The sequence below is a fragment of the Streptomyces sp. NPDC017095 genome, from assembly GCF_044332325.1.
Taxonomy (GTDB): Bacteria; Actinomycetota; Actinomycetes; order Streptomycetales; family Streptomycetaceae; genus Streptomyces.
This window is the reverse complement of record NZ_JBIROU010000002.1, coordinates 410555-437165: the sequence shown is the minus strand read 5'-3', so window position 1 is coordinate 437165 and position 26611 is coordinate 410555. Positions and strand designations below refer to the sequence as shown.

22 protein-coding genes are annotated in these 26611 nt (G+C 73.9%); 13 read left to right on the top strand and 9 right to left on the bottom strand.

The window, feature by feature from the left end; all coding sequences use genetic code 11:
• Positions 1–122: 122 nt before the first annotated feature.
• The gene (locus tag ACH4OA_RS04970) at positions 123–1412 is read left to right on the top strand and encodes a citrate synthase (protein WP_397939719.1); all 1290 of its coding nucleotides are present in this window, start codon (positions 123–125) and stop codon (positions 1410–1412) included.
• Between the two features lie 634 nt (positions 1413–2046).
• Here the strand turns inward: ACH4OA_RS04970 and ACH4OA_RS04965 are convergent.
• The 3 genes from ACH4OA_RS04965 to ACH4OA_RS04955 form a co-directional block, all read right to left on the bottom strand.
• Entirely contained in the window at positions 2047–4299 is a 2253-nt protein-coding gene (locus ACH4OA_RS04965; protein ID WP_397967666.1) for a heavy metal translocating P-type ATPase, read from the bottom strand.
• Positions 4300–4387: 88 nt separating this feature from the next.
• Positions 4388–4627 (bottom strand): heavy-metal-associated domain-containing protein, encoded by a 240-nt coding sequence (locus ACH4OA_RS04960; protein WP_365871477.1) that lies wholly within the window; start codon positions 4625–4627, stop codon positions 4388–4390.
• A gap of 119 nt (positions 4628–4746) precedes the next feature.
• Entirely contained in the window at positions 4747–4944 is a 198-nt protein-coding gene (locus ACH4OA_RS04955) for a MerR family transcriptional regulator (RefSeq protein ID WP_365871475.1), read from the bottom strand.
• A 314-nt stretch (positions 4945–5258) separates the two neighbouring features.
• Between ACH4OA_RS04955 and iolC the strand changes: the two genes are divergently transcribed.
• The 8 genes from iolC (at position 5259) to ACH4OA_RS04915 (ending at position 16935) form a co-directional block, all read left to right on the top strand.
• On the top strand, positions 5259–6209 hold the full coding sequence (gene iolC, locus ACH4OA_RS04950) for a 5-dehydro-2-deoxygluconokinase (protein WP_397939721.1): 951 nt from the start codon (positions 5259–5261) through the stop codon (positions 6207–6209).
• Entirely contained in the window at positions 6206–7150 is a 945-nt protein-coding gene (locus tag ACH4OA_RS04945; RefSeq protein ID WP_397967664.1) for a deoxyribose-phosphate aldolase, read from the top strand. The genes iolC and ACH4OA_RS04945 overlap by 4 nt, the downstream gene beginning before the upstream one ends.
• A gap of 7 nt (positions 7151–7157) precedes the next feature.
• Positions 7158–7982, top strand: a complete 825-nt coding sequence (gene iolB / locus ACH4OA_RS04940; RefSeq protein WP_397939723.1) for a 5-deoxy-glucuronate isomerase — start codon at positions 7158–7160, stop codon at positions 7980–7982.
• Positions 7979–9856, top strand: coding sequence for a 3D-(3,5/4)-trihydroxycyclohexane-1,2-dione acylhydrolase (decyclizing) (gene iolD / locus ACH4OA_RS04935; protein ID WP_397967662.1), 1878 nt, complete (start codon positions 7979–7981; stop codon positions 9854–9856). The genes iolB and iolD overlap by 4 nt, the downstream gene beginning before the upstream one ends.
• Before the next feature lie 15 nt (positions 9857–9871).
• Entirely contained in the window at positions 9872–11374 is a 1503-nt protein-coding gene (gene mmsA / locus ACH4OA_RS04930; RefSeq protein WP_397947270.1) for a CoA-acylating methylmalonate-semialdehyde dehydrogenase, read from the top strand.
• A gap of 387 nt (positions 11375–11761) precedes the next feature.
• Positions 11762–13225 (top strand): APC family permease, encoded by a 1464-nt coding sequence (locus tag ACH4OA_RS04925; protein ID WP_397939727.1) that lies wholly within the window; start codon positions 11762–11764, stop codon positions 13223–13225.
• Positions 13226–13429: 204 nt separating this feature from the next.
• Entirely contained in the window at positions 13430–16084 is a 2655-nt protein-coding gene (locus ACH4OA_RS04920) for a CocE/NonD family hydrolase (RefSeq protein WP_397939733.1), read from the top strand.
• Positions 16081–16935, top strand: coding sequence for an ABC transporter permease (locus ACH4OA_RS04915; protein WP_365871457.1), 855 nt, complete (start codon positions 16081–16083; stop codon positions 16933–16935). The genes ACH4OA_RS04920 and ACH4OA_RS04915 overlap by 4 nt, the downstream gene beginning before the upstream one ends.
• An 81-nt stretch (positions 16936–17016) precedes the next feature.
• Here ACH4OA_RS04915 and ACH4OA_RS04910 read toward each other — a convergent pair whose 3' ends face one another.
• Positions 17017–17415, bottom strand: coding sequence for a rodlin (locus ACH4OA_RS04910; protein ID WP_365871455.1), 399 nt, complete (start codon positions 17413–17415; stop codon positions 17017–17019).
• A gap of 238 nt (positions 17416–17653) precedes the next feature.
• On the opposite strand from ACH4OA_RS04910, the gene ACH4OA_RS04905 reads away from it, so the two are divergent.
• From ACH4OA_RS04905 to ACH4OA_RS04890, 4 genes are all read left to right on the top strand, one after another.
• Complete coding sequence (locus ACH4OA_RS04905) at positions 17654–18046, top strand: rodlin (protein ID WP_397939735.1); 393 nt, start codon at positions 17654–17656, stop codon at positions 18044–18046.
• Between the two features lie 236 nt (positions 18047–18282).
• A complete protein-coding gene (locus tag ACH4OA_RS04900) occupies positions 18283–18510 on the top strand; it encodes a chaplin (RefSeq protein ID WP_397939737.1) in 228 nt (75 codons plus the stop codon).
• A gap of 122 nt (positions 18511–18632) precedes the next feature.
• Positions 18633–19511 carry a chaplin family protein gene (locus tag ACH4OA_RS04895; RefSeq protein ID WP_397967659.1) on the top strand — a complete coding sequence of 293 codons (879 nt, stop codon included), beginning with the start codon at positions 18633–18635 and terminating at the stop codon, positions 19509–19511.
• Between the two features lie 181 nt (positions 19512–19692).
• The gene (locus ACH4OA_RS04890) at positions 19693–21141 is read left to right on the top strand and encodes a glycoside hydrolase family 26 protein (RefSeq protein ID WP_397967657.1); all 1449 of its coding nucleotides are present in this window, start codon (positions 19693–19695) and stop codon (positions 21139–21141) included.
• A 26-nt stretch (positions 21142–21167) separates the two neighbouring features.
• On the opposite strand, the gene ACH4OA_RS04885 is transcribed toward ACH4OA_RS04890, so the two are convergent.
• Genes ACH4OA_RS04885 through ACH4OA_RS04865 form a run of 5 tightly spaced genes read right to left on the bottom strand, consistent with a single transcriptional unit; the run spans position 21168 to position 26589 of the window.
• Positions 21168–22298 (bottom strand): GNAT family N-acetyltransferase, encoded by a 1131-nt coding sequence (locus tag ACH4OA_RS04885; RefSeq protein ID WP_397947262.1) that lies wholly within the window; start codon positions 22296–22298, stop codon positions 21168–21170.
• On the bottom strand, positions 22295–22957 hold the full coding sequence (locus ACH4OA_RS04880) for a lipopolysaccharide biosynthesis protein (RefSeq protein WP_365871445.1): 663 nt from the start codon (positions 22955–22957) through the stop codon (positions 22295–22297). The genes ACH4OA_RS04885 and ACH4OA_RS04880 overlap by 4 nt, the downstream gene beginning before the upstream one ends.
• Complete coding sequence (locus ACH4OA_RS04875) at positions 22954–24111, bottom strand: glycosyltransferase (RefSeq protein ID WP_365871443.1); 1158 nt, start codon at positions 24109–24111, stop codon at positions 22954–22956. The genes ACH4OA_RS04880 and ACH4OA_RS04875 overlap by 4 nt, the downstream gene beginning before the upstream one ends.
• Entirely contained in the window at positions 24108–24869 is a 762-nt protein-coding gene (locus ACH4OA_RS04870; RefSeq protein WP_397939747.1) for a polysaccharide deacetylase family protein, read from the bottom strand. Before ACH4OA_RS04870 ends, ACH4OA_RS04875 begins: the two co-directional genes overlap by 4 nt.
• Positions 24853–26589: a lipid II flippase MurJ gene (locus tag ACH4OA_RS04865; RefSeq protein ID WP_397967866.1), complete on the bottom strand. Its 1737-nt coding sequence runs from the start codon at positions 26587–26589 to the stop codon at positions 24853–24855. Before ACH4OA_RS04865 ends, ACH4OA_RS04870 begins: the two co-directional genes overlap by 17 nt.
• Positions 26590–26611: the final 22 nt, after the last annotated feature.

Sequence of the window (26611 nt, the reverse complement as noted above, 5' to 3'; positions counted from 1 at the left end):
GCACTGAGTGCCGCCAATAGGCCCAATGGTCGACCCCGAGTGCACTCTCCTGAGCCAAATGGGGGATGGTAGAGACAGTCAGGGCACCTCGAAGATGAGGCACTACGTCGGTGAGGGAAGACGTGAGCGACAACTCTGTAGTACTGCGGTACGGCGACGGCGAGTACACCTACCCGGTGGTCGACAGCACCGTCGGCGACAAGGGCTTCGACATCGGGAAGCTCCGCGCCCAGACCGGTCTGGTGACCCTGGACAGCGGGTACGGCAACACGGCCGCCTACAAATCCGCGGTCACCTACCTCGACGGCGAGGCGGGCATCCTCCGTTACCGCGGTTACCCCATCGAGCAGCTGGCCGAGCGCTCCACCTTCCTTGAGGTGGCGTACCTGCTCATCAACGGCGAACTGCCCACCGTCGACCAGCTGACGGCGTTCAAGAACGACGTCACGCGGCACACGCTGCTGCACGAGGACGTCAAGAACTTCTACCGGGGCTTCCCGCGCGACGCGCACCCGATGGCCATGCTGTCCTCGGTCGTCTCGGCGCTGTCCACCTTCTATCAGGACAGCCACAACCCGTTCGACGAGAAGCAGCGCGACCTGTCCACGATCCGGCTGCTCGCCAAGCTGCCGACGATCGCCGCGTACGCGTACAAGAAGTCGATCGGCCACCCGTTCGTCTACCCGCGCAACGACCTCGGCTACGTCGAGAACTTCCTGCGCATGACGTTCTCGGTGCCGGCCGACGAGTACGAGCCGGACCCGGTCGTGGTGTCCGCGCTGGACAAGCTGCTCATCCTGCACGCCGACCACGAGCAGAACTGTTCGACCTCCACGGTCCGTCTGGTCGGCTCCTCGCAGGCCAACATGTTCGCCTCCATCTCGGCCGGCATCAACGCGCTGTGGGGCCCGCTGCACGGCGGCGCCAACCAGTCGGTGCTGGAGATGCTGGAGGGCATCCGCGACTCCGGCTCCGACGTCGACACCTTCATCCGCAAGGTGAAGAACAAGGAGGACGGCGTCCGGCTGATGGGCTTCGGCCACCGGGTCTACAAGAACTTCGACCCGCGCGCCAAGATCATCAAGGCGGCCGCGCACGACGTCCTCTCCGCGCTGGGCAAGGAGGACGAGCTCCTCGACATCGCCCTGAAGCTGGAGGAGCACGCGCTGTCCGACGACTACTTCGTCGAGCGCAAGCTCTACCCGAACGTCGACTTCTACACCGGTCTGATCTACCGGGCCATGGGCTTCCCGACCGAGATGTTCACGGTCCTGTTCGCCCTGGGCCGGCTGCCCGGCTGGATCGCCCAGTGGACCGAGATGATCAAGGAGCCCGGCTCCCGCATCGGCCGTCCGCGCCAGATCTACACGGGTGTGGTCGAGCGCGACTTCGTGCCGGTCGAGGAGCGCTGAACCCACCGGACGCGGGGGGCCTGTCCGTCCGGGCGGGCCCCGAGCGAGCGGTGAACAGAGCGGAAGAAAAGCGGAAGGCGCCCCGAGTCGCCGGTCCCCCCACGGGCCGGCGACCAGGGCGCCTTCCCATGTCCCGGTGCGGATTCCCCCCACGGGATCCGGCCGGGCGCTTGGAGAGGACAGCGCCTGAATTCGCTGTCTGAGCACGGGCGGGCGGAACCCGCCGTGCTCCAGTGATGCGGTGCGATCTGCCGGGACAGCGCACGCTGGGAGGGCCGCTCAAAGCTACCCGGTGTACGTGCCCCGGCAACGCTCCCTCAGGCTCGCGCCTCACGGCCGAGCAGGAGGGGTACCCCCATCCGGGAAAGTCCCCCAAGACATCCCCGGAAGCCAGTCAGCGCCCCCCAAGACGCTGGTCTGACATCGCCAACTTAGACCTTCGAACCCCTTCGATGGTTACGTTCGCATCACTGTGATGTGCGTCTCTTGCATATGTCCCTTACGTACGCAAGAGCCCCGATAGCGCAATCGGGACCCAAGCGTAAGGATGATGCGCGAGCCTTGTGAAGAGCTTATGTGAGGCGCGCGCCGGACTCCAGGGGTGACGGAAGATCCGTCCCGGTAATCGCGGATCTCACCGGAAGGTCCGCAGCCGCAGGCTGTTGGTCACCACGAAGACCGAGGAGAAGGCCATCGCCGCCCCGGCGATCATCGGGTTGAGCAGTCCGGCGGCGGCCAGCGGCAGCGCGGCGACGTTGTAGCCGAAGGCCCAGACCAGATTGCCCTTGATGGTGGCCAGCGTCCGGCGGGACAGCCGGATCGCGTCCGCGGCCACCCGCAGGTCGCCGCGGACCAGCGTCAGGTCACCGGCCTCGATCGCCGCGTCCGTGCCGGTGCCCATGGCCAGGCCCAGGTCGGCGGTGGCGAGCGCGGCGGCGTCGTTCACCCCGTCGCCGACCATCGCCACGGCCCGCCCCTCGCCCTGCAGCCGCCGTACGACGTCCACCTTGTCCTCGGGCAGCACCTCGGCGAAGACCTGCGCGGCGTCGATGCCGACGCTCCGGGCGACGGCCTCGGCGACCGTGCGGTTGTCCCCGGTGAGCAGTACCGGCGTCAGGCCCAGCCGGCGCAGCTCGCGGACCGCCTCGGCGCTGGTCTCCTTCACCGTGTCGGCGACGGCGAGGACCCCGCGGGCCCGCCCGTCCCAGCCCGCCACGACGGCCGTACGGCCCTCCCGCTCGGCCGCGCGCGCCGCGCGGGCCACCTCCTCGGGCAGCTCGTCGTACAGACGCCCCACGGCCACCTCACGGCCGTTCACGCGCCCGCGTACGCCCCGTCCGGGCACGTTCTCGAAGTGCTCGACCGCGGGCAGGGCCCCGGCCCGCTCCTCGGCGCCGGCGGCGATCGCGCGGGCCACCGGGTGCTCGGAGGCGTGCTCCAGGGCGCCGGCGAGCCGCAGCAGCTCCTTCTCGTCCTCGCCGTCGGCAACGTACACCGCCTGCAGGCTCATCCGGCCGGTGGTCACCGTGCCGGTCTTGTCGAGGACGACCGTGTCCACGCGGCGGGTGGACTCCAGCACCTCCGGGCCCTTGATCAGGATGCCGAGCTGGGCGCCGCGCCCGGTGCCGACCATCAGCGCGGTCGGCGTGGCCAGGCCCAGCGCGCACGGGCAGGCGATGATCAGCACGGCGACGGCGGCCGTGAACGCGGCGCCGGTGTCGCCGGTGACGCCCAGCCAGACGCCGAAGGTGCCGAGCGCGATCAGGATGACCACCGGCACGAAGACGGCGGAGATCCGGTCGGCGAGCCGCTGCACCTCGGCCTTGCCGTTCTGCGCGTCCTCCACCAGCTTCGCCATCCGGGCGAGCTGGGTGTCCGCGCCGACCCGGGCGGCCTCGACGACCAGCCGGCCGCCGGCGTTGACCGTGGCGCCGGTGACCCGGTCGCCGGGGCCGACGTCGACCGGCACCGACTCGCCGGTCAGCAGGGAGGTGTCCACCGCGGAGATGCCCTCCACGACCGTGCCGTCGGTGGCGATCTTCTCGCCGGGCCGGACGACGAACCGGTCGCCGACGGCCAGGGACGACACCGGCACGCGCACCTCGCGGCCCGCGCGCAGCACCGCCACGTCCTTGGCGCCCAGCTCCATCAGGGCCCGCAGGGCGGCGCCGGCGCGGCGCTTGGAGCGGGCCTCCAGATAGCGGCCGAGCAGGATCAGCGCGACGACCCCGGCGGCGACCTCCAGGTACAGGGTGGAGGCGCCGTCCATGCGGGAGACGGTGAGGCGGAACGCGTCGTGCGTGCCTCGGGCGCCCGCGTCGCCGAAGAACAGGGCCCACAGCGACCAGCCGAACGCGGCCAGCGTGCCGACCGAGACGAGGGTGTCCATGGTGGCGGCGCCGTGCCGGAGGTTGGTCCAGGCGGCCTGGTGGAAGGGCCGGCCGCCCCAGACGACGACCGGCGAGGCCAGGGTGAGCGAGAGCCACTGCCAGTTGTCGAACTGGAGCGCGGGGATCATCGCGAGCAGGACCACGGGCGCGGCGAGCAGCGCGGAGACGAGCAGCCGCTGCCGCAGGGCGCCGAGTCCGGCGCCGTCTTCCGGGGTGCCCGGCGCGGCCTCGGGCGCGGGCCGCGGCGGCGGGGGTTCCTCGGCGGTGTAGCCGGTCTTCTCCACGGTGGCGATCAGGTCGGCGACCCGGACGCCGTCGGCGAAGGTGACCTTGGCCCGCTCGGTGGCGAAGTTCACGGTGGCGCTCACGCCGTCCATGCGGTTGAGCTTCTTCTCCACCCGCGCGGCGCAGGAAGCGCAGGTCATCCCACCGATGAGCAGGTCGACCTGCTCGGTGCCGCCGGTCGCGGCCGCGGTGCTGGCGGTGGTGCTGGTCATGTCCGGACTCCAGACATCGGACCGGGCCGTACGGATCCAGTATGAGCTGGTCGGCACGGCCCGGTCGGGGACGGGACGGGGCTCTGGCTCAGGCCTGGCCGGCCAGCTCGAAGCCGGCCTCGTCGACGGCGGCGCGCACGGCCTCCTCGTCGAGCGGGGCGGCGGAGACGACGGTCACCTCGCCGGCCGACGCGACGGCCTTGACCGAGGTGACGCCCGGGAGCTGGGAGATCTCGCCGGAGACGGAGCCCTCGCAGTGGCCACAGCTCATGCCGGTGACCTTGTAGACGGTGGTGACGGTGCCCTGGGTGCCGGTCTGCCCGGTCATGTCGTTACTCCTCGTCGTGGCGTGTGGGGTCGACGGGTACCCGGAGGTGGCCCGACCCCTCCACTCTATACCCCCAGGGGGTACTTATCCAGCGCCGGCCCGCGGGCCGGGTCGTCCGGTCAGCCCCGGCGTCCGCGGTTGCCGGGGCGGGCGGCCGCCCAGGCGCGGACGGTGTCGGCGTACCAGTAGGGTCTGCCGCCCTCCACGTGGTCGGGCTCGGGCAGCAGTCCGTGCTTGCGGTAGGAGCGCACGGTGTCCGGCTGCACCCGGATGTGCGCCGCGATGTCCTTGTAGGACCAGAGCCTTCGGTCGGTCATGAACGGCACCTCCCTGCGCGCGCCGCGGCGGCGGCCGGGGCGCTGTGTCGGTGATCACCCAGCCTGTGCCCGGTGGGCGACGCACGGTGACCAGGGGAGGGGATCTGTCGACCGGATGTGACCGGAGCGCCATACAGGTGTGACAGACGTGACGGAACGCGGGTTTTCGTGACACAGCCGTCACAAGGGGCAAGCGTGAGAGAAGGGGTGGCACCGGTAGCCGGACGAGGGTCGTCCGAATGTCCGGACAAAGCATTGACAGGGTTCGGCGTACGGGGCTAGAAAGCCGGGGGAGCCATGACGAAGGGAAGCCGATGGCCTACGACCTGATCACCATGGGGCGGATCGGGGTGGACCTCTACCCGCTCCAGACCGGCGTCCCGCTCGCCGAGGTCGCGTCCTTCGGCAAGTTCCTCGGCGGGTCGGCGGCGAACGTCGCGGTCGCCGCGGCCCGGCTCGGCCGGCGCACCGCCGTGATCACCCGCACCGGCGACGACCCGTTCGGCACCTACCTGCACGAGGCGCTGCGCGGCTTCGGCGTCGACGACCGCTGGGTCGCCTCCGTGCCCCGCCTGCCCACGCCGGTCACCTTCTGCGAGGTCTTCCCGCCCGACGACTTCCCGCTCTACTTCTACCGGCAGCCCAAGGCCCCCGACCTGGAGATCGACGCCGGTGAACTGGACCTGGACGCCGTCGGCGCGGCCCGGATCTTCTGGGTCACCGGCACCGGCCTGAGCGAGGAACCCAGCCGTACGGCGACCCTGGCGGCCCTCGCCCACCGGGCCCGCACCGGCACCACCGTCTTCGACCTGGACTGGCGCCCCGCGTTCTGGGCCGACCCGGACACCGCCCGCCCCTTCTACGCCGAGGCCCTGCGCCACGCCACCGTCGCCGTGGGCAACCTGGACGAGGTGGAGGTCGCCACCGGACTGCGCGCACCGCACGCCGCCGCCCGCGCCCTGCTGGCCGCCGGGCCCGAACTGGCCGTGGTCAAGCAGGGACCCAAGGGCGTCCTCGCCGTCAGCCGGCAGGGCGAGTGCGCCGAGGTCCCGCCGCTGCCCGTCACCGTCCTCAACGGCCTCGGCGCCGGCGACGCCTTCGGCGGCGCCCTCTGCCACGGCCTGCTGGCCGGCTGGGACCTGGAGACCGTCATGCGGCACGCCAACGCGGCCGGCGCCATCGTCGCCTCCCGGCTGGAGTGCTCCTCCGCCATGCCCACCGCCGACGAGGTGGCCGCCGCACTGGCGGCCGGAGCCGTGCTGTGAGGGCCGGCCGGGTCGCGGGCACGCACACGGAGGGCGGGGACGGGGACACCGCGCGGCGGCCCCGGATCGACGTGGCCGAACTCGTCCGCGTCCGCGCCGCCCGTCCCGAGGCGATCGCCGAGGCCGCCGCCCGCCGGGCCCGCCGCCCGCTGCTGGACGGCGGCGGCCGGCTGATGATCGTCGCCGCCGACCACCCGGCCCGCGGCGCCCTCGGCGTCGGCGACCGCGACCTCGCCATGGCCAACCGCGCCGGCCTGCTCGAACGCCTCTGCCTCGCGCTGTCACGGCCCGGCGTCGACGGCGTCCTCGCCTCCGCCGACATCCTGGACGACCTGCTTCTGCTCGGCGCCCTGGAGCACAAGATCGTCATGGGCTCCATGAACCGCGGCGGACTGCACGGAGCCAGCTTCGAACTCGACGACCGGTTCACCGGCCACCGCCCCGAGGACATCGAACGGCTCGGCTTCGACGCGGGCAAACTGCTGCTGCGCCTGGACTACACCGACCCGGGCTCCCTGACCACGCTGGAGTCCGCCGCCCGCGCGGTCGACGCCATGGCCGCGCGCCGGCTGCCGGTGTTCGTGGAGCCGTTCATCAGCCACCGCGGGCCCCAGGGCGGCCCGGTGAACGACTTGTCCGCCGAGGCGGTCACCCGGTCCCTCGCCATCGCCTCCGGGCTCGGTGGTTCCTCGGCCTACACCTGGCTGAAGGTGCCGGTCACCGAGAACCCCGACGACATGGCCCGCGTGATGGAGACCTCCACCCTGCCCGCCGTGCTCCTCGGCGGCGACGTCGGGGACGACCAGGAGGCGGCGTACGAGAAGTGGCGAGGCGCGCTCCGCCTGCCCACCGTGCGCGGCCTGGTGGCCGGCCGCTCGCTGCTGTATCCGGCGGACGGCGATGTGGCCGCCGCCGTGGACACCGCCGTAGGACTGCTGTGAGGGCCGTATGACCAGCACCGACCTGCATCTGCCCAGGGGCGCCGCCGCGCACGGCCGGTACGCCGTCGACATCGGCCCCGAGACGGCCGGCTGGACCTACAGCAGCCTGCGCGTGGTCGCGCTGGCACCCGGCGGCAGCCATATGTTCACCACCGGCGGCAGCGAGTGGATCGTGCTTCCGCTGGACGGCGGATGTACCGTTCGAATCGAGCAGGACGAGTTCCAACTCCTGGGCCGGGAGAGCGTGTTCGCGGACGTCTCGGACTTCGCGTACGCCCCCCGGGACGCCCGGGTCCAGATCGCCTCCGGCGCGGGAGGCCGCTTCGCCCTGGCAGGAGCGAAGTGCGAGCGACGACTCCCCGCCCGCTACGGCCCCGCGCCGGAGGTCCCCGTCGAGCGGCGCGGCAGCGGCGGCTGCGCCCGCACGGTGCGCAACTTCGCCGCCGCGGACTCCTTCGACTGCGACCGGCTGATCGCCGTGGAGGTGGTCACGCCGGGCGGCAACTGGTCGTCGTACCCGCCGCACAAGCACGACGAGCACCGGCCGGGCGAGGAGTGCGAGCTGGAGGAGATCTACTACTTCGAGATCGAGGGCCCGGACGGCCTCGGCTACCAGCGGGTGTCCCCCTCGCGCGCGGGCGGCGCCGACGTCCTCGCCGAGGTCCGGTCCGGCGACGCCGTCCTCGTCCCCGACGGCTGGCACGGCCCGTCCGTCGCCCAGCCCGGCCACGACATGTACTACCTGAACGTCATGGCGGGCCCGGGCCCCACCCGGGAGTGGCGGATCCGCTTCCACCCGGACCACACGCGGACCACAGGGGGCTACCGATGACCGTCCGGCTGACCGTCGCCCAGGCACTCGTCCGCTTCCTCGCCGCCCAGTACACCGAACGGGACGGCGTCCGGCAGCGGCTGATCGGCGCGACCTGGGGCATCTTCGGGCACGGCAACGTCGCCGGCATCGGCCAGGCGCTGGTCGAGTACGCCGGCGTGATGCCGTACCACCAGGGCCGCAACGAGCAGTCGATGGTGCACGCGGCGGTCGGCTACGCCCGCCAGTCCAACCGCCTGTCCGCGCACGCGGTCACCACGTCCATCGGCCCGGGCGCCACCAATCTGGTCACCGGTGCCGCCCTCGCCACCGTCAACCACCTGCCGGTGCTGCTGCTGCCCGGCGACGTCTTCGCCACCCGCCCCGCCGACCCGGTCCTGCAACAGCTTCAGGTGCCGTACGCGGGCGACGTGTCGGTCAACGACACCCTGCGCCCGGTCTCCCGGTACTTCGACCGCCTCACCCGGCCGGAGGCCCTGATCCCCGCGGCGCTCCAGGCGATGCGGGTCCTCACCGACCCGGTGGAGACCGGCGCGGTCACCCTGGCGCTGCCGCAGGACGTCCAGGCCGAGGCCCACGACTGGCCGGAAGAGTTCTTCGCCGAACGGGTGTGGACCGTCCGGCGGCCCGGCGCGGACCCGGCCGAGCTGGCGGCGGCGGTACGGGCCGTGCGCGCGGCCCGCCGGCCGCTGGCCGTCGCCGGCGGCGGCGTCCACCACAGCCGCGGCGAGGCGGCCCTCGCCGCGTTCGCCGAGGCCACCGGCATCCCGGTCGCCTCCACCCAGGCCGGGAAGGGCTCGCTCCGCTACGACCACCCGCAGGACGTCGGCGGCATCGGCCACACCGGCACCGCGACCGCCGACGAACTGGCCCGCACGGCGGACCTGGTGATCGGCGTCGGCACCCGCTACACCGACTTCACCACCGCGTCCGGCACTCTCTTCACCCACCCGGACGTCCGCTTCCTGAACCTCAACATCGCCCCCTCCGACGGTCACAAGCTGGCCGGTCTCCCGCTGGTCGCCGATGCCCGCGGCGGCCTGGAGGCGCTGACCGGGCGGCTGCGGACGCACGGCCACCGGGTCGCCGGCTCGTACGTCACCGAGTACACCGAGGCCAAGGCCCGCTGGGAGCGGCGCGTCGACGCCTGCTTCGCGGCCCCCGATCCCGCCGTACGCCCGACCCAGCCGCAGGTCATCGGCGCGCTGGACGCGCTGGCGGACGAGTCCGACATCATCGTGGGCGCGGCCGGCTCGCTCCCCGGCGACCTGCACAAGCTGTGGCGGACACGGTCGGCGGACCAGTACCACCTGGAGTACGGCTACTCCTGCATGGGCTACGAGATCCCGGGCGCGCTGGGCGTGAAACTGGCCGCACCGGAGCGGAACGTGTGGGCGCTGGTCGGCGACGGCAGCTATCTGATGATGCCGACGGAGATCGTGACCGCCGTGCAGGAGGGCGTCGCGGTCAAGGTGCTGCTCGTGCAGAACCACGGGTACGCCTCGATCGGCGGGCTGTCGGAGGCGGTGGGCGGCGAGCGGTTCGGCACGGCCTACCGCTTCCCGGCCGCGGACGGCACGTACACCGGCGCGCCGCTGCCCGTGGACCTCGCCGCCAACGCGGCCAGCCTGGGTATGCGGGTACTGCGCGCGCGGACCGTCGGCGGCCTGCGGGCGGCGCTCGCCGAGGCCCGCGCCGCCGGCACCGCCACATGTGTCTACGTGGAGACCGAAACGTCCGACACTGTGTCGGGCGCGCCCGCCGCCGAGGCCTGGTGGGATGTTCCCGTGGCCGAAGCCGCGACCCGGCCGTCCGCGGTCAAGGCCCGTGAGCTGTACGAACGGCACGTCTCGACCCGGCGCCGCCATCTGTAGAAGGAGTCTTAGGGCATGACGAAGATCGTCAACCACTGGATCGGCGGAAAGACCGCCGAGGGCGCGTCGGGCACGTACGGGCCGGTCACCGACCCCGCGACCGGCGCCGTGACCACGAAGGTCGCGTTCGCGTCCGTGGAAGAGGTGGACGCGGCGGTCGCGGCCGCCAAGGACGCCTTCACCGCCTGGGGCCGGTCCTCGCTGGCCCGGCGCACCTCCATCCTCTTCCGGTTCCGGGCGCTGCTCGACGCCCACCGCGACGAGATCGCGGAGCTGATCACCGCCGAGCACGGCAAGGTGCACTCCGACGCGCTCGGCGAGGTCGCGCGCGGCCTGGAGATCGTCGACCTGGCCTGCGGGATCAACGTCCAGCTCAAGGGCGAGCTGTCCACGGAGGTCGCCGGCCGGGTCGACGTGGCCTCGATCCGCCAGCCGCTCGGCGTGGTCGCCGGCATCACGCCGTTCAACTTCCCGGCGATGGTCCCGATGTGGATGTTCCCGATCGCCATCGCCTGCGGCAACACCTTCGTGCTCAAGCCGAGCGAGAAGGACCCGTCGGCCTCCGTCCGGATCGCCGAGCTGCTCTCCGAGGCCGGGCTGCCCGACGGCGTCTTCAACGTCGTCCACGGCGACAGGACGGCCGTCGACCGCCTGCTGGAGCACCCCGACGTCCGGGCCGTCTCCTTCGTCGGCTCCACCCCGATCGCCCGCCACATCCACGCCACCGCCTCCGCCCACGGCAAGCGGGTGCAGGCGCTCGGCGGCGCCAAGAACCACATGCTGGTCCTGCCGGACGCCGACCTGGACGCGGCGGCCGACGCCGCGGTGAGCGCGGCCTACGGCTCCGCCGGCGAGCGCTGCATGGCCATCTCGGCGGTCGTGGCGGTCGGCTCGATCGGCGACACGCTGGTGCAGAAGATCCGCGAGCGCGCCGAGAAGATCAAGATCGGTCCGGGCGCCGACCCGGAGTCCGAGATGGGCCCGCTGATCACCAAGGCGCACCGGGACAAGGTGGCGTCGTATGTCGCGGGCGCCGCCGACGAGGGCGCCGAGGTCGTGCTCGACGGCACCGGCTACACCGTCGAGGGCTTCGAGGACGGCCACTGGATCGGCATCTCGCTGCTGGACCGGGTGCCGACCACCGCCAAGGCGTACCAGGACGAGATCTTCGGCCCGGTGCTGTGCGTGCTGCGCGCCGGCACCTACGAGGAGGGCCTGGCGCTGATCAACGCCTCGCCGTTCGGCAACGGCACCGCGATCTTCACCCGGGACGGCGGCGCCGCCCGCCGCTTCCAGCTCGAGGTGGAGGCCGGCATGGTCGGCGTGAACGTGCCGATCCCGGTGCCGGTGGGCTACCACTCCTTCGGCGGCTGGAAGGACTCGCTCTTCGGCGACCACCACGTCTACGGCAACGACGGCACGCACTTCTACACCCGCGGCAAGGTCGTCACCACGCGCTGGCCCGACCCGGCCGACGCCCCGGCGGGCGTGGACCTGGGCTTCCCGCGCAACCACTGAGCCGCCGCCCGTCCGCACCCGCCCGGAATCAGCCGTCCGCATAGCGGACGGCTGACATTTTTTTGAAACCTTCGCTGCGGTTCCCGTTCAGTGCGGACGAATCGGATGACGAAGGGGTTGCCGGTAGATGGCCTTTGAAAGCAAGGTCACTTCCGGTTTGGGCTTGATGGATGCACCTATGGGGCGTAACGGCCTGGGAAAGTGATGGAGCGGCAGGTCGACCGGACCTGCGGATTCCGCAGGTATTCGGCCATTGACGTGGCGCTTTTCGTCGGGGTTCGCTATGCAGCGCCGGGAGCGGATGAGACGAACGTACGACGATCCGCCGGAGGCGATAGCGCTCCCGAGCCCCACCCTCACCTCGCACGAGTCGATCGGAACCGCCGCATGACCGACACGCCCCACAAGTCCGTGGCCGACCCCGCCTCAGCCCCCGCCCCGGGCCTGAAGCGATCCATCGGTGTCGTGGGCGGCACCCTGCTGACACTGTCGTGCGTCACGCCCGCGTCCACGCTCTTCGTGGTGGTCCCGGACCTGTTCGGCTCCCTCGGCACCGCCACCGCCCTGACGATCGCCATCGGCTCCCTGCTCTGTATCGCGGTGGCGTTCTGCTACTCCGAGCTGGGCACCCTCATCCCCAGCGCGGGCGGCGAGTACGCCATGGTCTCCACGATGGCCGGACGGCTCGCGGGCTGGCTCGTCTTCGTGCTCTCCCTGCTGGTCGTCATGATCGTGCCCCCGGTGATCGCGATGGGCACGGCGGACTACCTGGCGCCGCTCGTCCACCTCGACCCGTCCCTGACCGGCGCCGGCGTGATGCTCCTCGCCACCCTCGCCGGCCTGCTCGACCTGCGCGCCAACGCCTGGATCACCGGTGTCTTCCTGGTCCTGGAGGTCATCGCCGCCGGGGTCGTCGCCGTGCTGGGCTTCTCGCACAGCCACCGCGGGGCGGGCAGCCTGGTCTCGATGCAGGTGGCCGGCGCCCACGGCCACGCCGACACCGTGACGGCCATGCTGGTGGTCTCCGGACTCGCCATCGCCCTGTTCATCACCCAGGGCTTCTCCACCGCCGTCTACCTCTCCGAGGAACTGGAGAACCCGCGCCGCAACGTCGCCCGCACGGTCCTCGCCACCCTCGCCATCTCCACCGTGGTCATCCTGGTGCCGGTCACCGCCATCACCCTGGGCGCCTCCGACCTCACCGAGCTGACCGGCGGCGACATCAGCTCCATGGTCACCGCCTGGTCCAACTCCGCGGTCGGCACCTTCGTCAGCCTCTGCGTGGCCCTCGCCATCATCAACGCGGGCATCGTCATGGTCATCCAGAACTCCCGCGTCCTGTTCGCCTCCGCCCGCGACAAGGCCTGGCCCGGCCCGGTCAACACGGTGTTCTCCCGGCTCGGCCGCTTCGGCTCCCCCTGGGTCGCCACCCTCGCCGTCGGCATCCCCGGCGCGGTGCTCTGCTTCGTCAACCTCGACACCCTCTACGGCGTCACCGGCGTCTCGGTGACCGGCATGTACCTGCTGGTCGCGGTCGCCGCCCTGCTCGCCCGCCGCGGCTCCCACCGGCACACGCCCGCCTGGCGGATGCCGCTGTGGCCCGCCGTGCCGGTCCTGCTCATCGCCGTCCTGGCCTACATCCTGACCCAGCAGGAGACGGACTACCTGCTGTGGACCGGCGGCATCACCGCCGTCGCCACCCTCTACTGGGCCCTGTACCTGCGCCCCCGCCGCGACACCCGCTGGCTGGTGTCGATCCCGGAGGACACCCAGATCCCCGAGGAACCCCACCCGGCCGGCTCCGCCCCGCTCCCCACAGCCACGCCGGTCCCCGGCGCCGCGCAGGCCTAGCAAGGTCGACGGTCTCCACCCCGCTGACGAAACCGGCCACCGCCCCCTCCCCGCGCTCCGGCGGCAGAGGGGGCCGGCGGAGCGCCACGGCCCGTCCGTACCACGGCCGAAGTACGCCGGGCCGGGCCCGTACTCCCCAGGGAGGGCACCGGACTCCGCCCGGCGGCAGCAGCGGTTGTCGGTGGCGGCCCGTACCGTTGACCCATGGATCTTCGACTGCCGTGGCCGCGGGCACTGCTGCGCCGGCCGCGCCGGCTCGTCGCCGCGGCGGCCGCCGTCGCGGTGCTCGCCGGCGCCGGGACGTGGACGGCGGCCGTCGCCTCCGACGACACCCGGCCCGTGCGCCGCAGCGACCGGGTCATGGCGGTCGACGGGGTGCGCCTGGACACCTCGTACTTCACACCGGCCGACGCCGGCCGCCACCCCGCCGTCCTGCTCGGGCACGGCTTCGGCGGCAGCAAGGACGACATGCGCCGGCAGGCCGAGGACCTCGCCCGGTCCGGGTACGCGGTCCTGACCTGGTCCGCGCGCGGCTTCGGCCGCTCCACCGGGAAGATCGGGCTCAACGCCCCCGACGGCGAGGTCGCCGACGTCTCCCGGCTCATCGACTGGCTGGCCGGGCGGCCCGAGGTGCGGCTCGACCGGCCCGGCGACCCGCGCGTGGGCATGGCCGGCGGCTCCTACGGCGGCGCGATCGCCCTGCTCGCCGCCGGACACGACCGCCGGGTCGACGCCATCGCCCCGGCGATCACCTACTGGAACCTCGCCGACGCCCTCTTCCCGAACGGCGTGTTCAAGAAGCTGTGGGCCGGCTCCTTCATCAGCGCCGGCGGCGGCTGCGCGCGGTTCGAACCCGCGCTGTGCCGGATGTACGACCGGGTCGCCGAGTCCGGCCGCCCGGACCAGGCCGCGCGGACACTGCTCCAGGAACGCTCGCCGTCCGCCGTCGGCGACCGCGTCAAGGTGCCCACCCTGCTGGTGCAGGGACAGACCGACTCCCTGTTCACGCTCGACCAGGCCGACGCCGCCCAGCGGGCGGTCCACGCGAACGGCGCGCCGGTCGCCGTCGACTGGATCGCCGGCGGGCACGACGGCGGCGACATGGAGACCGACCGGGTCGACGCACGCGTGCGGGCCTGGTTCGACCGCTATCTGAAGGGCGACCGCGGCACCGGCACCGGCCCGGCCTTCCGGGTCACCCGCACCGGCGGCATCGACTCCACCGACGGCACCGCCCGGCTGCGCGGCGCGAGCGCCCCCGCCTACCCGGGCCTGCACGGCCACCGGCGCCCCGTCGCCCTCACCGGCGGCCCGCAGCACGTCACCAACCCGGCCGGTGCCAGCCCGCCCGCCGTCTCCGCGCTGCCCGGCCTCGGCGGCGGCTCCGGCGGCCTGGCCCGGCTGTCCGCGCTCGGCGTCGGCCTCTCCCTGGACTTCCCCGGCCAGTACGCCAAGTTCGAGTCCGCTCCGCTCACCCGCGACCTGCGGATCACCGGCGCCCCGACCGCCACCGTGCACATCTCCGCCACCCGCGACGACGCCGTCCTGTTCGCCAAGGTCTACGACATCGGCCCGGACGGCGGCCGCCCGGTGCTGCCCTCCCGGCTCGTCACCCCGTTCCGGGTGACCGGCGCCCGGACCGGCCAGGACGTCACCGTCACCCTCCCGGCCATCGACCACGAGGTGCAGCGGGGCCACCGGCTCCGCCTGGTCCTCGCCTCCACCGACCTCGGGTACGCCTCACCGGCCGCCCCGGCCACGTACACGGTCTCCCTGAAGGGCGGACTGAGCGTGCCCACGGCACCCGCCGTCACCACCGCCGCCGCGCCCCTGCCCGCCTGGGTCTGGTGGCTGCCCGCGGCCGGCGCCCTCGCCGCCCTGGCCCTGCTGCTCACCGCCCGCCGCCGCACGGCCGCCCCCGCCCCCGACCCGGCGCTCGCCGAGGTCCCGCTGCTGATCGAGAACCTGGGCAAGCGGTACGCGAGGTCCGCCGACCGGTACGCCGTCCGGGACCTCTCCTTCCGGGTGGACAAGGGCCAGGTCCTCGGCCTGCTCGGGCCGAACGGCGCGGGCAAGACGACCACCCTGCGCATGCTCATGGGCCTGATCCGGCCGGACGACGGCGAGATCCGGGTCTTCGGCCACGCCATCCGGCCCGGCGCGCCGGTGCTCTCCCGGGTCGGCGCGTTCGTGGAGGGCGCGGGCTTCCTGCCCCACCTGTCCGGCCGGGAGAACCTGGAGCTGTACTGGCGGGCCACCGGCCGCCCGCCCGGGGACGCCCACCTGGACGAGGCCCTGGAGATCGCCGGGCTCGGCGACGCCCTCGCCCGCGCGGTGCGCACCTACTCCCAGGGCATGCGCCAGCGCCTGGCCATCGCCCAGGCCATGCTCGGCCTGCCCGACCTGCTCATCCTGGACGAGCCCACCAACGGCCTGGACCCGCCCCAGATCCGCGAGATGCGCGAGGTGATGATCCGCTACGCGGCCGGCGGCCGCACGGTGATCGTCTCCAGCCATCTGCTCGCCGAGGTGGAGCAGTCCTGCACCCACCTGGTGGTCATGGACCGCGGCCGGCTCGTACAGGCCGGACCGGTCGGGGAGATCACCGGCTCCGGCGACACCCTGCTGGTCGGCACCGCCGCACCCGTCCCGGAGCCCGTGGTGGAGAAGGTGGCCGCGCTGCCCGGCGTCGCCTCCGCCGTGCGCGCCGACGCCGGACTGCTGGTCCGGCTCGCCCCCGGCGGCACGGCCGAGCGGCTGGTAGTGGAGCTGGTGCGGCTGGAGGTCCCGGTCGCCTCGGTCGGCCCGCACCGCCGCCTGGAAGACGCCTTCCTCACCCTGATCGGAGGTTCCGCATGAGTACGCTCACCGAGGTCGCCTCCGGCTACCGGGCGGGCCGCACCCTGCCCCTGCGGGTGGAGTTGGTCCGCCAGCTCAAGCGGCGCCGCACGCTGGTCATGGGCGCGGTGCTGGCCGTGCTGCCGTTCGTGCTGCTGGTCGCCTTCGCGGTCGGCGGCGACCCGGGCGGCCGGAACAGCCAGGTCACGCTGATGGACACGGCCACCGCCTCCGGCGCCAACTTCGCCGCCGTGAACCTCTTCGTGTCGGCCGGCTTCCTGCTGGTCATCCCGGTCGCCCTGTTCTGCGGGGACACGGTCGCCGCGGAGGCTGGCTGGTCCTCGCTGCGCTATCTGCTCGCCGCGCCCGTGCCGCGCGCCCGGCTGCTGTGGTCCAAGCTGGTCGTGGCGCTCGGACTGTCCCTCGCCGCGATGATCCTGCTGCCGCTCGTGGCGCTCGCCGCCGGCACGGCCGCCTACGGCTGGGGACCGCTGGAAATACCCACCGGCGGCGCGCTGGACACCGGTACGGCGGTCCAGCGGCTCCTGGTGGCCGTGGCGTACGTCTTCGTGTCCCAACTGGTCACCGCCGGGCTGGCGTTCTGGCTGTCGACCAAGACGGACGCCCCGCTCGGCGCGGTCGGCGGCGCGGTCGGCCTGACCATCGTCGGCAACGTCCTGGACGCCGTCACCGCCCTCGGCCACTGGCGCGACTTCCTGCCCGCGCACTGGCAGTTCGCCTGGGCGGACGCCGTCCAGCCCCGCCTGGAGTGGTCCGGCATGATCCAGGGCACCGCGGTGTCCGTGGCGTACGCCCTGGTGCTGTTCGCCCTGGCCTTCAGGAACTTCGCCCGCAAGGACGTCGTCTCCTGACGGAGCCCCGGCGCGCGCGGCCCGTCGGCCACGCCGGTGCGGGCCGCCGGATCACCCGGCGGCCCGCACCATGCGTCCGGTTCAGTGGCCGGCTTCGGAGTTCTGGGACAGGATCGACACGTCCTCCAGCAGGTGCGCCAGCGCGCCGTCGCGCTTGGCCTGCGTGGAGTTCTCCGTGCACTGCTGGGTCATCTGGTCCGACAGGATATTGATGTCCTGGAGGGGGACGATGTCCAGCACGGCGACCGGAATGTCGCTCACGGCGATGCACGGCTTGTTGAAAGAGCCCTGGATCAGCGCGATCTGGGGGCTCATGTTCCCGTAGGTGGCCGAGTTGCCGTAGCTCTGCCACGCCCCGTTGCCGTTCGCGGCGGTCGGCCCGCTGTCGTTCCCGATGGCGAGTGCCTGCGGAGCCGCGGCGGCCGAGGCACCGATGGCGGAAGCGGCGACAGCTGCCGCGGCAACAACCTTCTTGATCACTGGCCAGTCCTTTCTGAGGAAACCCCGTTCACCGGAGCGCCTTGTTCAACTGGACGCGTTACTGCGGAGTTTCCCCCATTCACTCCTCCAGCCCATCACGCGAACAGATCGTGTGTTCAGCGGACACGATGATTTCCGGACCGTTGCACGCCAACCGGGTGAATGACCGGAACCATTCCCGTTGCCGCCGGTTGATCGGGCCGTAGGGCATGCGTCGCTACGAGGAAAGGAACACGAAGTGCTCAAGAAGGCAATGGTCGCCGCTGCGACCGCCGCTTCTGTTGTGGGTATGGCGGTGGCGGCCGCGCCGCAGGCGCTTGCCATCGGCAACGACGACGGACCGACCATCGGCAACGGCAACGGTGCCGTGTCGTCGTTCGGCAACTCGGCGACGAAGGGCAACATGAGCCCGCAGCTCTCGCTGGTACAGGGCACGCTCAACAAGCCGTGCGTCGGGCTCGAGGACATCAACGTCCCGATCCTCAACATCGTGCCGATCGATGACGTCAACATCCTGGGTGACGAGCAGGACCAGCAGTGCACCGACAACTCCACCCAGGCGAAGCGGGACGGCGCGCTCTCGCACATCCTGGAGGACCTGTCGGTCCTCTCGGCCAACGGTGAAGGCTGATCCGACCTGGCAGGGCCCGGGCCGTCCGCTGCATTGTCCGCGGGCTGCCCGGGCCTTTTCCATCGCATCCGGCGAGGGAAACGCGTGAGGAAACGGTGCGATCGAGTGATTATCACGCGGTCCGTGTTCCGTGGTCTCAGGTTGTGTCAATCCTCATTCCGTGCCACGACCGTCCGTGTCGTGCTCGCACGGTTCTGGCCGTCATCGGGGCAATGACCCCAGAGAAGGGAACATCCATGAAGAAGACCGCAGCCGCCGTCACGGGCGTCATGCTGGCGCTGGGCCTGGCCGGCCCCGCCTTCGCCGACGCCGGCGCCGGCGCCGCCGCCGTCGGCTCCCCGGGCGTCCTGTCCGGCAACGTCATCCAGGTCCCGATCCACATCCCGGTCAACGTCTGCGGCAACACCATCGACATCATCGGGCTGCTGAACCCCGCGTTCGGCAACGTCTGCGTCAACGACTGACGTTCGCCCGCACGTCCCGCCAGCTTCCCCGGCTGTGTACCGGCCGGCCCCGGACCATCGATCCGTCGATCCTCCGTTCCGGGGCCGGCCTTCCCACTTCTCTGAGTAGGAAGACCAGGAGATTGCGACAGACTCTCAGCAAGGGCATGGCCGTGGCCGCCGCCGCGACCGGCATGCTGTCCTTGTACGGCGGCTCGGCTCTCGCCGACTCCCACGCGCAGGGCATCGCCCAGGGCTCGCCCGGGGTGCTGGCAGGCAACGACGTCCAGGTGGCGGTGGACATCCCGGTCAACATCTGCGGCAACTCCATCGATGTCGCGGCCGCGTTGAACCCGGCGTTCGGGAACGCCTGCGCCAACATGGCCCAGCATCTGAAGGAGCAGGGCGACAGCCGGCCCCACGACGGCTACGGCGACTTCGACGCGTCCGACGACGACACCCGGCCCAGCCCCGGCGGCACCCACTCCGCGCCTGCCTACGGCGACGAGGAGACCACCCCGCCTCCCCACGGCGACAGCGAGACCACCCCGCCCGCGCACGGCGGCGAGTCGACCCCGCCTGCCTACGGCGGCAAGGAGACCACCCCGCCCGCGCACGGCGGGAGCGAGACGACCGCACCCGCGTACGGCGACGAGGAAACGACTCCGGCCGCCTACGGTGACGAGGAGACCACTCCACCCGGCTACGGCGACGACGAGACCACCCCGCCGCCGTACGGCGGTGACGAGACGACCGCACCCCCCTACGGCGGCGAGGAGTCGACTCCGCCGAGCGGCGACCACAGCACACCTCCGGGCGATGACCACTCCACGCCGCCCGGCGACGAGTACACCCCGCCTCCCGGCGGGAGCGAACACCAGCCGCCCGGACCGCCGCCCACGCTCCCGCACACCGGTGGTGAGGCCCGGGCCCTGATCGGAGCCTCGGCCGCCGGCGCCGCGATGATCGCGGCCGGCACCCTCCTGTACCGGCGGAACCGGGCAGCCGCCCGGCGCTCCTAGCCGCCGTGACGCAGCCACCACCGGCGGGTCGTCCCCGGGTGACCCCTCGCTCTCCCTCGCGTTGACCCGCGCGGGGGGTTCCGGGAGCCGACACCGGCGGCATGCCGGCATAAGTCGTATCGATATGACTGAGTGTCAGGTGTCGGATATGTGACCGGGACAGAGTGGCTGGTGGTGGCTGATGGAGAGAGGAGCGGCGGGCGGGGCCGTACGACGGGGGCGCGGGGGCCGGTGCGCGTGGGCGGTGGTCCTCGCGGTGTCGGCCGTCGCGTCGGTCACCCTGGCGGCGGTTCCCGGTGCCGCCGCCGACCCGCCCGCACCGCCTCCCACGGCCCCGGCGGCCCCCGTGGCCGTCATGGCACCGGTGGCTCCGCCGCCTCCGGCGGACCCGGCCCCTCCGGCGGACCCGGCCCCTCCCGTGGTCCCCGCTCCGGCGAATCCCGCCCCTCCCGTGGTCCCCGCCCCTCCGGCGGACCCCGCACCTCCGGTGATCACCGTGCCCCCGGCCGGTCCGGTGCCCCCGCCGGTCCCCGCATCCCCGGCGGACCCGGTGCCGTCGCCGGCGCCCGCGACCGTGCCGGCGCTTCCGCCCTTCGGGGCGTTCCTCGACTCCGGGGCCGCCGGGGTGGCCGGTATGGAGGGGCTGAGCAGCTGGCTGGGCGGGACCGAGCTGAAGGTCGCCCACACCTATCTGCCCGGCGACCGCTGGCGGGACATCGAGGGCCCGCCCGGTTTCCTGGACGCCTGGGCGCGCTGGCGGCGCGAGAAGGCGGACCGGACGCTGGTCCTGAACGTGCCGATGCAGGAACGCAACGAGGAGGACGTCCCGGACGCGCGGGTGCGCCGGCTGCTGTGGCGGGCCGCGGCCGGCGCGTTCGACGGGCACTTCAGGACCCTGGCCGAACGGCTGGTGGAGCTGGGCGTGCCGGACACGGTGCTCGTGCTCGGCTGGGAGATGAACGGCATCACCTACACCCACCGCTGCGGGCCGGACCCGGCGGCCTGGAAGGCGTACTGGAACCGGATCGTCGCCACCATGCGCGCGGTGCCGGGCCAGCGGTTCCGGTTCGACTTCACCCCCAGCCGCGGCCGGGACGCCGTACCGTGGACCGCGTGCTATCCCGGGGACGGCACGGTCGACGTCATCGGCATGGACGCCTACGACCAGCCGGCCGGACTGCCCTTCGAGGACCAGGTGACGGAGCCCTACGGCCTCCAGCAGCACGTGGACTTCGCGCGGGCCCACGGCAAGCCCGTCTCGTACCCGGAATGGGGACTGTTCCGCAACGGCGACAACCCGGATTACATGCGCGGGATGCTCACCTGGATCGACGAACAGCGGCCGCTGTACCAGACGCTGACCGACTACTGCCCGCACGGCGTGTGGCAGTGCCCGGCCAACCCGCGCTCGGCGGAGGTCTACCGGACCGCCCTGTACGGCCGCACCGGGCAGCCGGCGCCGGTCCCGCCCGCGGTGACCCCGCCCGCGCCGGTCCCGCCCGGGCCGACCCCGCCGCCCGAGTCCCCGCCGCCGGCCGTCTGCTCGCCGCTCGACCTGGGCGACTGGACCGCGTACTGGCTCGGCCGCACGCTCTGCCCCCGCTTCGGCCGCTGGCCGCTGGACTCCTAGAGCCGGCCGCCGCACCCGAACCGCTACTACCGGCCTCCGAGCCGCCGGTCCCGCCACCGGTGGTGGGCCTCCCGGCCCCGTTGCCGGACGGCCGCCCCGTAGAGCGCGGCCGTCAGCAGCGGCGCGGTGGGCCGCCGGGCCAGCAGCAGCCGCCGGTTGACGACCCGTTCGGGCCGCCAGTGCCACTTGTACGGCTCCTCGCCGCGCAGCAGGCTCAGCGTGCCGCGCCCGCCGCCGGTGTGCTCGGCGCAGGCGTCCAGCAGCATCACCGCCACGTCCGCCCGGCGCTCCCTCAGACCCGGATGGGCGCCGTAGAGATAACCGCCGGCCAGGCTGCCCGAGAGCAGGGTCAGATCGACGGCCACCACCTCGTCGCCGATCCGGAACTCGGTGACCACCGCGTTCCCCGAGCGCACCATCGGGCCCACCGCGCGCAGCAGGTGCTCCCGGAACCGGGGCCGCAGATGCTCGCTCGTCACCCGCCGGCCCTGCCACTGCAACCGGTGCAGCTCCAGCAGCCGGGCGAGCGCCGCGTCCACCTCCGCCGCGCCCACCGTGCGCCGCCGCACCCCCAGCGCCGACAGCCTGCGCAGCTTGGCCCGCACCCGCTGGCCGGACTTGCCCGACGGCAGCCGGGCGATCAGCTCGGCCATGGGCACGGCGGGCAGCTCCAGGCACGGCGAGTCGCCCAGCGTGCGGCGCGGCCCGCGCCAGCGGTCGTAGACCCGCTCCACCGCGGCGCCCGGGCGGACCTCGCGGAAGTCGACCAGGGCCGTGCGGGCCGCGTCCGCGAGCGCCCCGGTGAGCGCGCCGGCCGCCCGGCCGTCGTCGCCGTCGTCCAGCAGGACGTCCGCGTAGTCGGAGATCCCCCAGCCCAGCGGCACCAGCGCGGGCAGCGGCCGGCGGACCAGCGTCAGCGGCGCGGCGGCCACCAGATGGCGGCCGGAGCGCACCACCAGCAGCCTGAGCCGCCCCGGCCGGCCGTACGACAGCCACCACGAGTGCAGCCAGGCGTGGCTCTGGAACGGGGTCGCGGTGGCGCACCGCCCGAACAGCCGGCCCCAGTCCGGCGCCAGAGCGGCGAAGGCGTCCTCGTCGGTGACGAGGTCGACGGTGAGGGCGGCGCGCGCGGCGCGCGCCGTGACGGTGGCGGTCACCGCCGGCCGCGCGCGTCCACGGCGACGGCGACGGCCGGTCCGGGCAGCGGGGCCGGGCGCGCGAACGCCTCCGCGGGCCGCCGCCCCGGCCGTACCAGCAGCGCCAGGGCGCCGAGCAGCCCGCCCGCGCTCGCCCCGACCAGCCCGGTCAGGCCGGCGGACGGCGAGGACGGCTCGTCCGGCCGCACCGCGCGGCTGAACCGCACCAGTTCGACCTGCGTGCGGGTCGGGGCCGTGTCGGCGTGCCGGGTGAGGGCCGCGGCGACCGCGTCCGCCATGGCGGCGGCCAGGTCCGGGCGTTCGGAGGTGGCGGACACGGCGACCATGGGCGCGTCCGGCGAGGTCGCGGTGCGCACCGAGGCCCGCAGCGTGGCCACCGGCACCCCGGCCCGCGCCTGCGCGTCGCCGAGCACCGCGATCTGCGTGGCGACCCGGCCGTAGGCCTGCGCGAAGCCCAGCGCGGTGGCCGGATCGGAGCGCTCGCCGGGCACGGCGACCACATAGCTGGTCGCCGTGTACTGCGCGGGCCGCAGCACGCCGTACCCGCCGCCCAGCAGGCCGCCCGCGAGGACGCCGGCCGCCACCAGCGACCAGGGCGGCAGCGCGCGGGAACGGGCGCCGCGAGCGGTGCGGTGGCGCCGGGTGTGGTTCTCGGTCATGACGGACTGACTTTCTGCCGGGATCGGGACGGGGGGACCGGGTGGGCGAGCGCCGCCGCGTAGACGTCCAGGAGCCGGGCGGCGCTGCGGTCGATGTCGTAGTGGCGGACCGCGTCGGCGGCGGTGCGCGGGCCGGGGCCGGCGCTGCGCACACCGGCGAGCGCACGGGCGTAGGCGCCGGCGTCGCACGGGACGCGCACCGCCTCCGGGGCGGCCCCCGGCGGCAGGTCCTCCAGGGCCGGGCAGGAGGTGTAGCGCACCGGCAGCCCGGCCGCGAGCGCCTCCACGGCCGCGAGCCCGAACGCCTCCTCGGGTGAGGGAGCGGCGAGCACGTCCATCGCCGAGGCCAGCGCGGGCAGGTCGGGTCCGGACGAGCCGTCGGGCAGGTACGGCCGCTCCCCGGCGAACACCACCCGGTCCGCGACGCCCGCCCGGCGCGCGGCGGCCCGCAGGGCCGGCTCCTGCGGGCCGCCGCCGACCAGCAGCAGCCGGCAGCCGGCGGGCAGCGCGGCGACGGCGTCGACCAGGACGTCGAAGCGTTTGCCGGGCACGAGCCGGCCGACACCGCCGATCACGAAGGCGTCCTCGGCCAGCCCGAGTCCGGCCCGCACCCGGCGGCGGGCCGCCGGGTCGAAGGCGAACCGGGCCACGTCGATGCCGTTGGGCACGACCGTGACGCGCTGCCCGGGCACGCCCCAGCGGGCCAGCCGGGCGGCGACGGCCGGGGAGACCGCGACGGTGGACCGGCCCAGCCGCTCCCCGAGCAGATACAGCGCCCGGACCGACGCGGTCAGCGGCCGGCCCTCCATCTGCGTGTCCCCGAGCGAGTGCTCGGTGGCGACGACGGCCCGGACCCCGGCCAGCCGGGCGGCGATCCGGCCGTACAGACAGGCCCGGTACAGATGCGTGTGCACGAGGTCGTACCGGCCGCGCCGGACGATCCGGGCCAGCCGGGGCAGGGCGCCCGCATCGCGGTTGCCGGCCATGCCGAGGTGGGTCACCCGCACCCCGTCGGCCGCCAGCCCGTCGGCCACCGGCCCCGGGTTGGTCAGCGTCACCACCTCGCACTCGACCGGCAGCCGGCGCAGCAGCAGCCGCAACTGCTGCTCGGCACCGCCCGTGCCGAGCCCGGTGATGATGTGCAGGACCCTCACCGCAGCCCCGCCACGGGCCGCCGCCGCAGCCGGTGCAGCCGCCGTTTCAGGAACAGGCGCACGGCGGTGTCGTGCTGCCCGATGTGCACCCGCGGCAGCGCGTACGGGCCGCTCAGCGGGCCCGGGTCGATGGCGCAGGCGTAGCCGTACCCGGCCTCGCGCACCGCCGCCACGACACGCCGGTCCACCGTGCCGTACGGGTAGCAGAACCCGGTGACCGGGCCGCCGGTCAGCTCCTCCAGGACGGCCCGGCTCCCGGCGGTCTCGTCCGCCAGCAGGGCGTCGCCGGCGCGGGTGAGGTCGGCATGGGTGAGACCGTGCGAGCCGATCTCCACACCCGCCGCGGCGGCCCGCCGGACGCCTTCGGCGGTCAGCAGCGGCTTGCGCGGGCCCAGCGGGTCCCAGGCGTTGTCGCCGCCGAGCAGACCGGGCAGCACGAACAGGGTGGCCGTGCACTCCCAGCGGGCCAGCACCGGCAGCGCGTTGCCGAGGAAGTCGGCGTACCCGTCGTCGAAGGTGAGGCCCACCAGGTCCCGGCCCCCGCCCCGCGCGCGGGCGGCCAGCAGCTCGGCCACCGACACCCCGCGCAGCCCGCGCCGGCGCAGCCAGCGCAGTTGCGTCTCCAGCCGGCCGGGGCCGACCGTGATCCGGTACGGGTCGTCGGAGCAGTCGCCGACCGAGTGGTACATGGCGATCCACGGGACCGGGCCGCGCGCGGGGGTCCGGGCGGGTGCCGGGGTCTCAACGGACGAGGACATGGGCGAGCCTCCGGGTGAGGTTGCGGACGGAACGGAGCGCGGGCCCCAGGTCACGGACGCCCGGGACCCCGCCGAGCAGGACGAAGACGACGGCCACCGTGGCCCCGCCGGCGACGAGCCCGGCCGGCGCGGACGCCGGCAGACCCGCCACCAGCCGGCCGGCCACCGCGGCCCCGGCCGCCGCCCACAGCGGCCGGACCAGTGCGCGCAGCACCGGCCCGGTGCGCAGCGGCACACCACGGCGGGCCGTGCCCGCGAGCAGCAGGACGGCGGTGAGCGTGATGCCGGCGGCGTTCGCGGCGGCGATCCCGGCGGCGCCCCGGGAAGCGGCCGCGGGAGCGCCGAGGCCCCAGGTCGCGGCGGTCCCGGCGGCCATCGCGGCCACCGGGTACCAGGTGGCGCGGCCCGCCGAGAAGCAGGAGCGCACCAGCACGCCGGTCAGGGTCTGGCCGAGCAGCCCGAGCGCGTAGACGCGCATCACCCCGGCGGTCGCCGCCGTGTCCGCGGCCGTGAACGCGCCCCGCTGGAACAGCAGCCCGATCAGCTGCGGGGCGCAGGCCACCACGGCGGCCGTGCCGAGCAGCACCAGCCGGGCGGCCAGCGCCAGGTCCCGCTCCACCCGGCCCCGGGCCCGCTCCGTGTCGCCGTCGGCCAGCGCCCGCGCCACCACCGGGAAGGTGACCGTGGACAGCATCATCGACAGCGTCATCGGGATCTGCGCCACCTTCTGCGCGTAGTTCAGGTGCGAGATGGCGCCGGCGGGCAGCCCGGAGGCGAGGAACCGCTCGATGAGCACCTGGGACTGCCGGGCCAGCGCGAACAGCAGCACGGTGGCCAGCAGCGGCACGTCCAGCGGACGCGCGGTACCGGCGGGCTCCGGCCCGGCGGCACGGTGCCGGCGCAGCTCGCGCACGAGCGACGGGAGCTGGACCAGCACCATCAGACAGCCGCCCGCCGCCACCCCGAACGCGGCCGACCGCACGCCCCAGCGGCCACCGAGCGCGTACATCGCCGTGACGATGCAGACGTTGTGGACGATGTAGATCGCGGCCGGCGCCAGGAAGCGGCGGTGCGCCCGCAGCGCCGCGCTGCAGTACCCGGCCAGTCCGAAGCTCAGCACACAGCTCGCGGTGAGCCGGGTGCAGTCCACGGCGAGGCCCGGATCGGGCAGACCCGGCGCGAGTACGGCGACGCACCACGGGGCCGCGACCGCGAGCAGCGCCCCGGCCGCCGTGAACGCCAGCGCCAGCCGGGGCAGGGTGCCGGCGACCAGCGACCGCACCGGATCCCCGGCGGCGCCCCGCGCGCGCCGGGCCAGGGCCGCGCTGAACGCCGGGATCAGCGCGAAGGCCAGCCCGTCCTCGATGAGCAGCGTGGCCGCGAACTCCGGCACGGTCCAGGCGACCAGGAAGGCGTCCGTGTCCCGCCCCGCCCCGAACAGCCGGGCCAGCGACTGGTCCCGCACCAGCCCGAGCAGCGCCGCGGCGACGGAGAGCGAGGCGGTGAGCACAGCGGCCCGGGCGAGGAAACGACGGGTGGGGGCGGCGGGGTCGGAGGGGTTGGGTGAGGGGAGGTACGGGTCGGATGGTCGGGGTGAGGGGGTGCGTGGGTCGGACGGGCCGGGCGAGGGAACGCGTGGGTCGGCGGGGCAGGGTGAGGGGGTACGCGGGGGCGCCGCCGGGGCGTGCGGGAGCGCCGCCGGGGTGTGTGGGGGCGCGATGGGTGCCGTCGTCGGGGCGTGC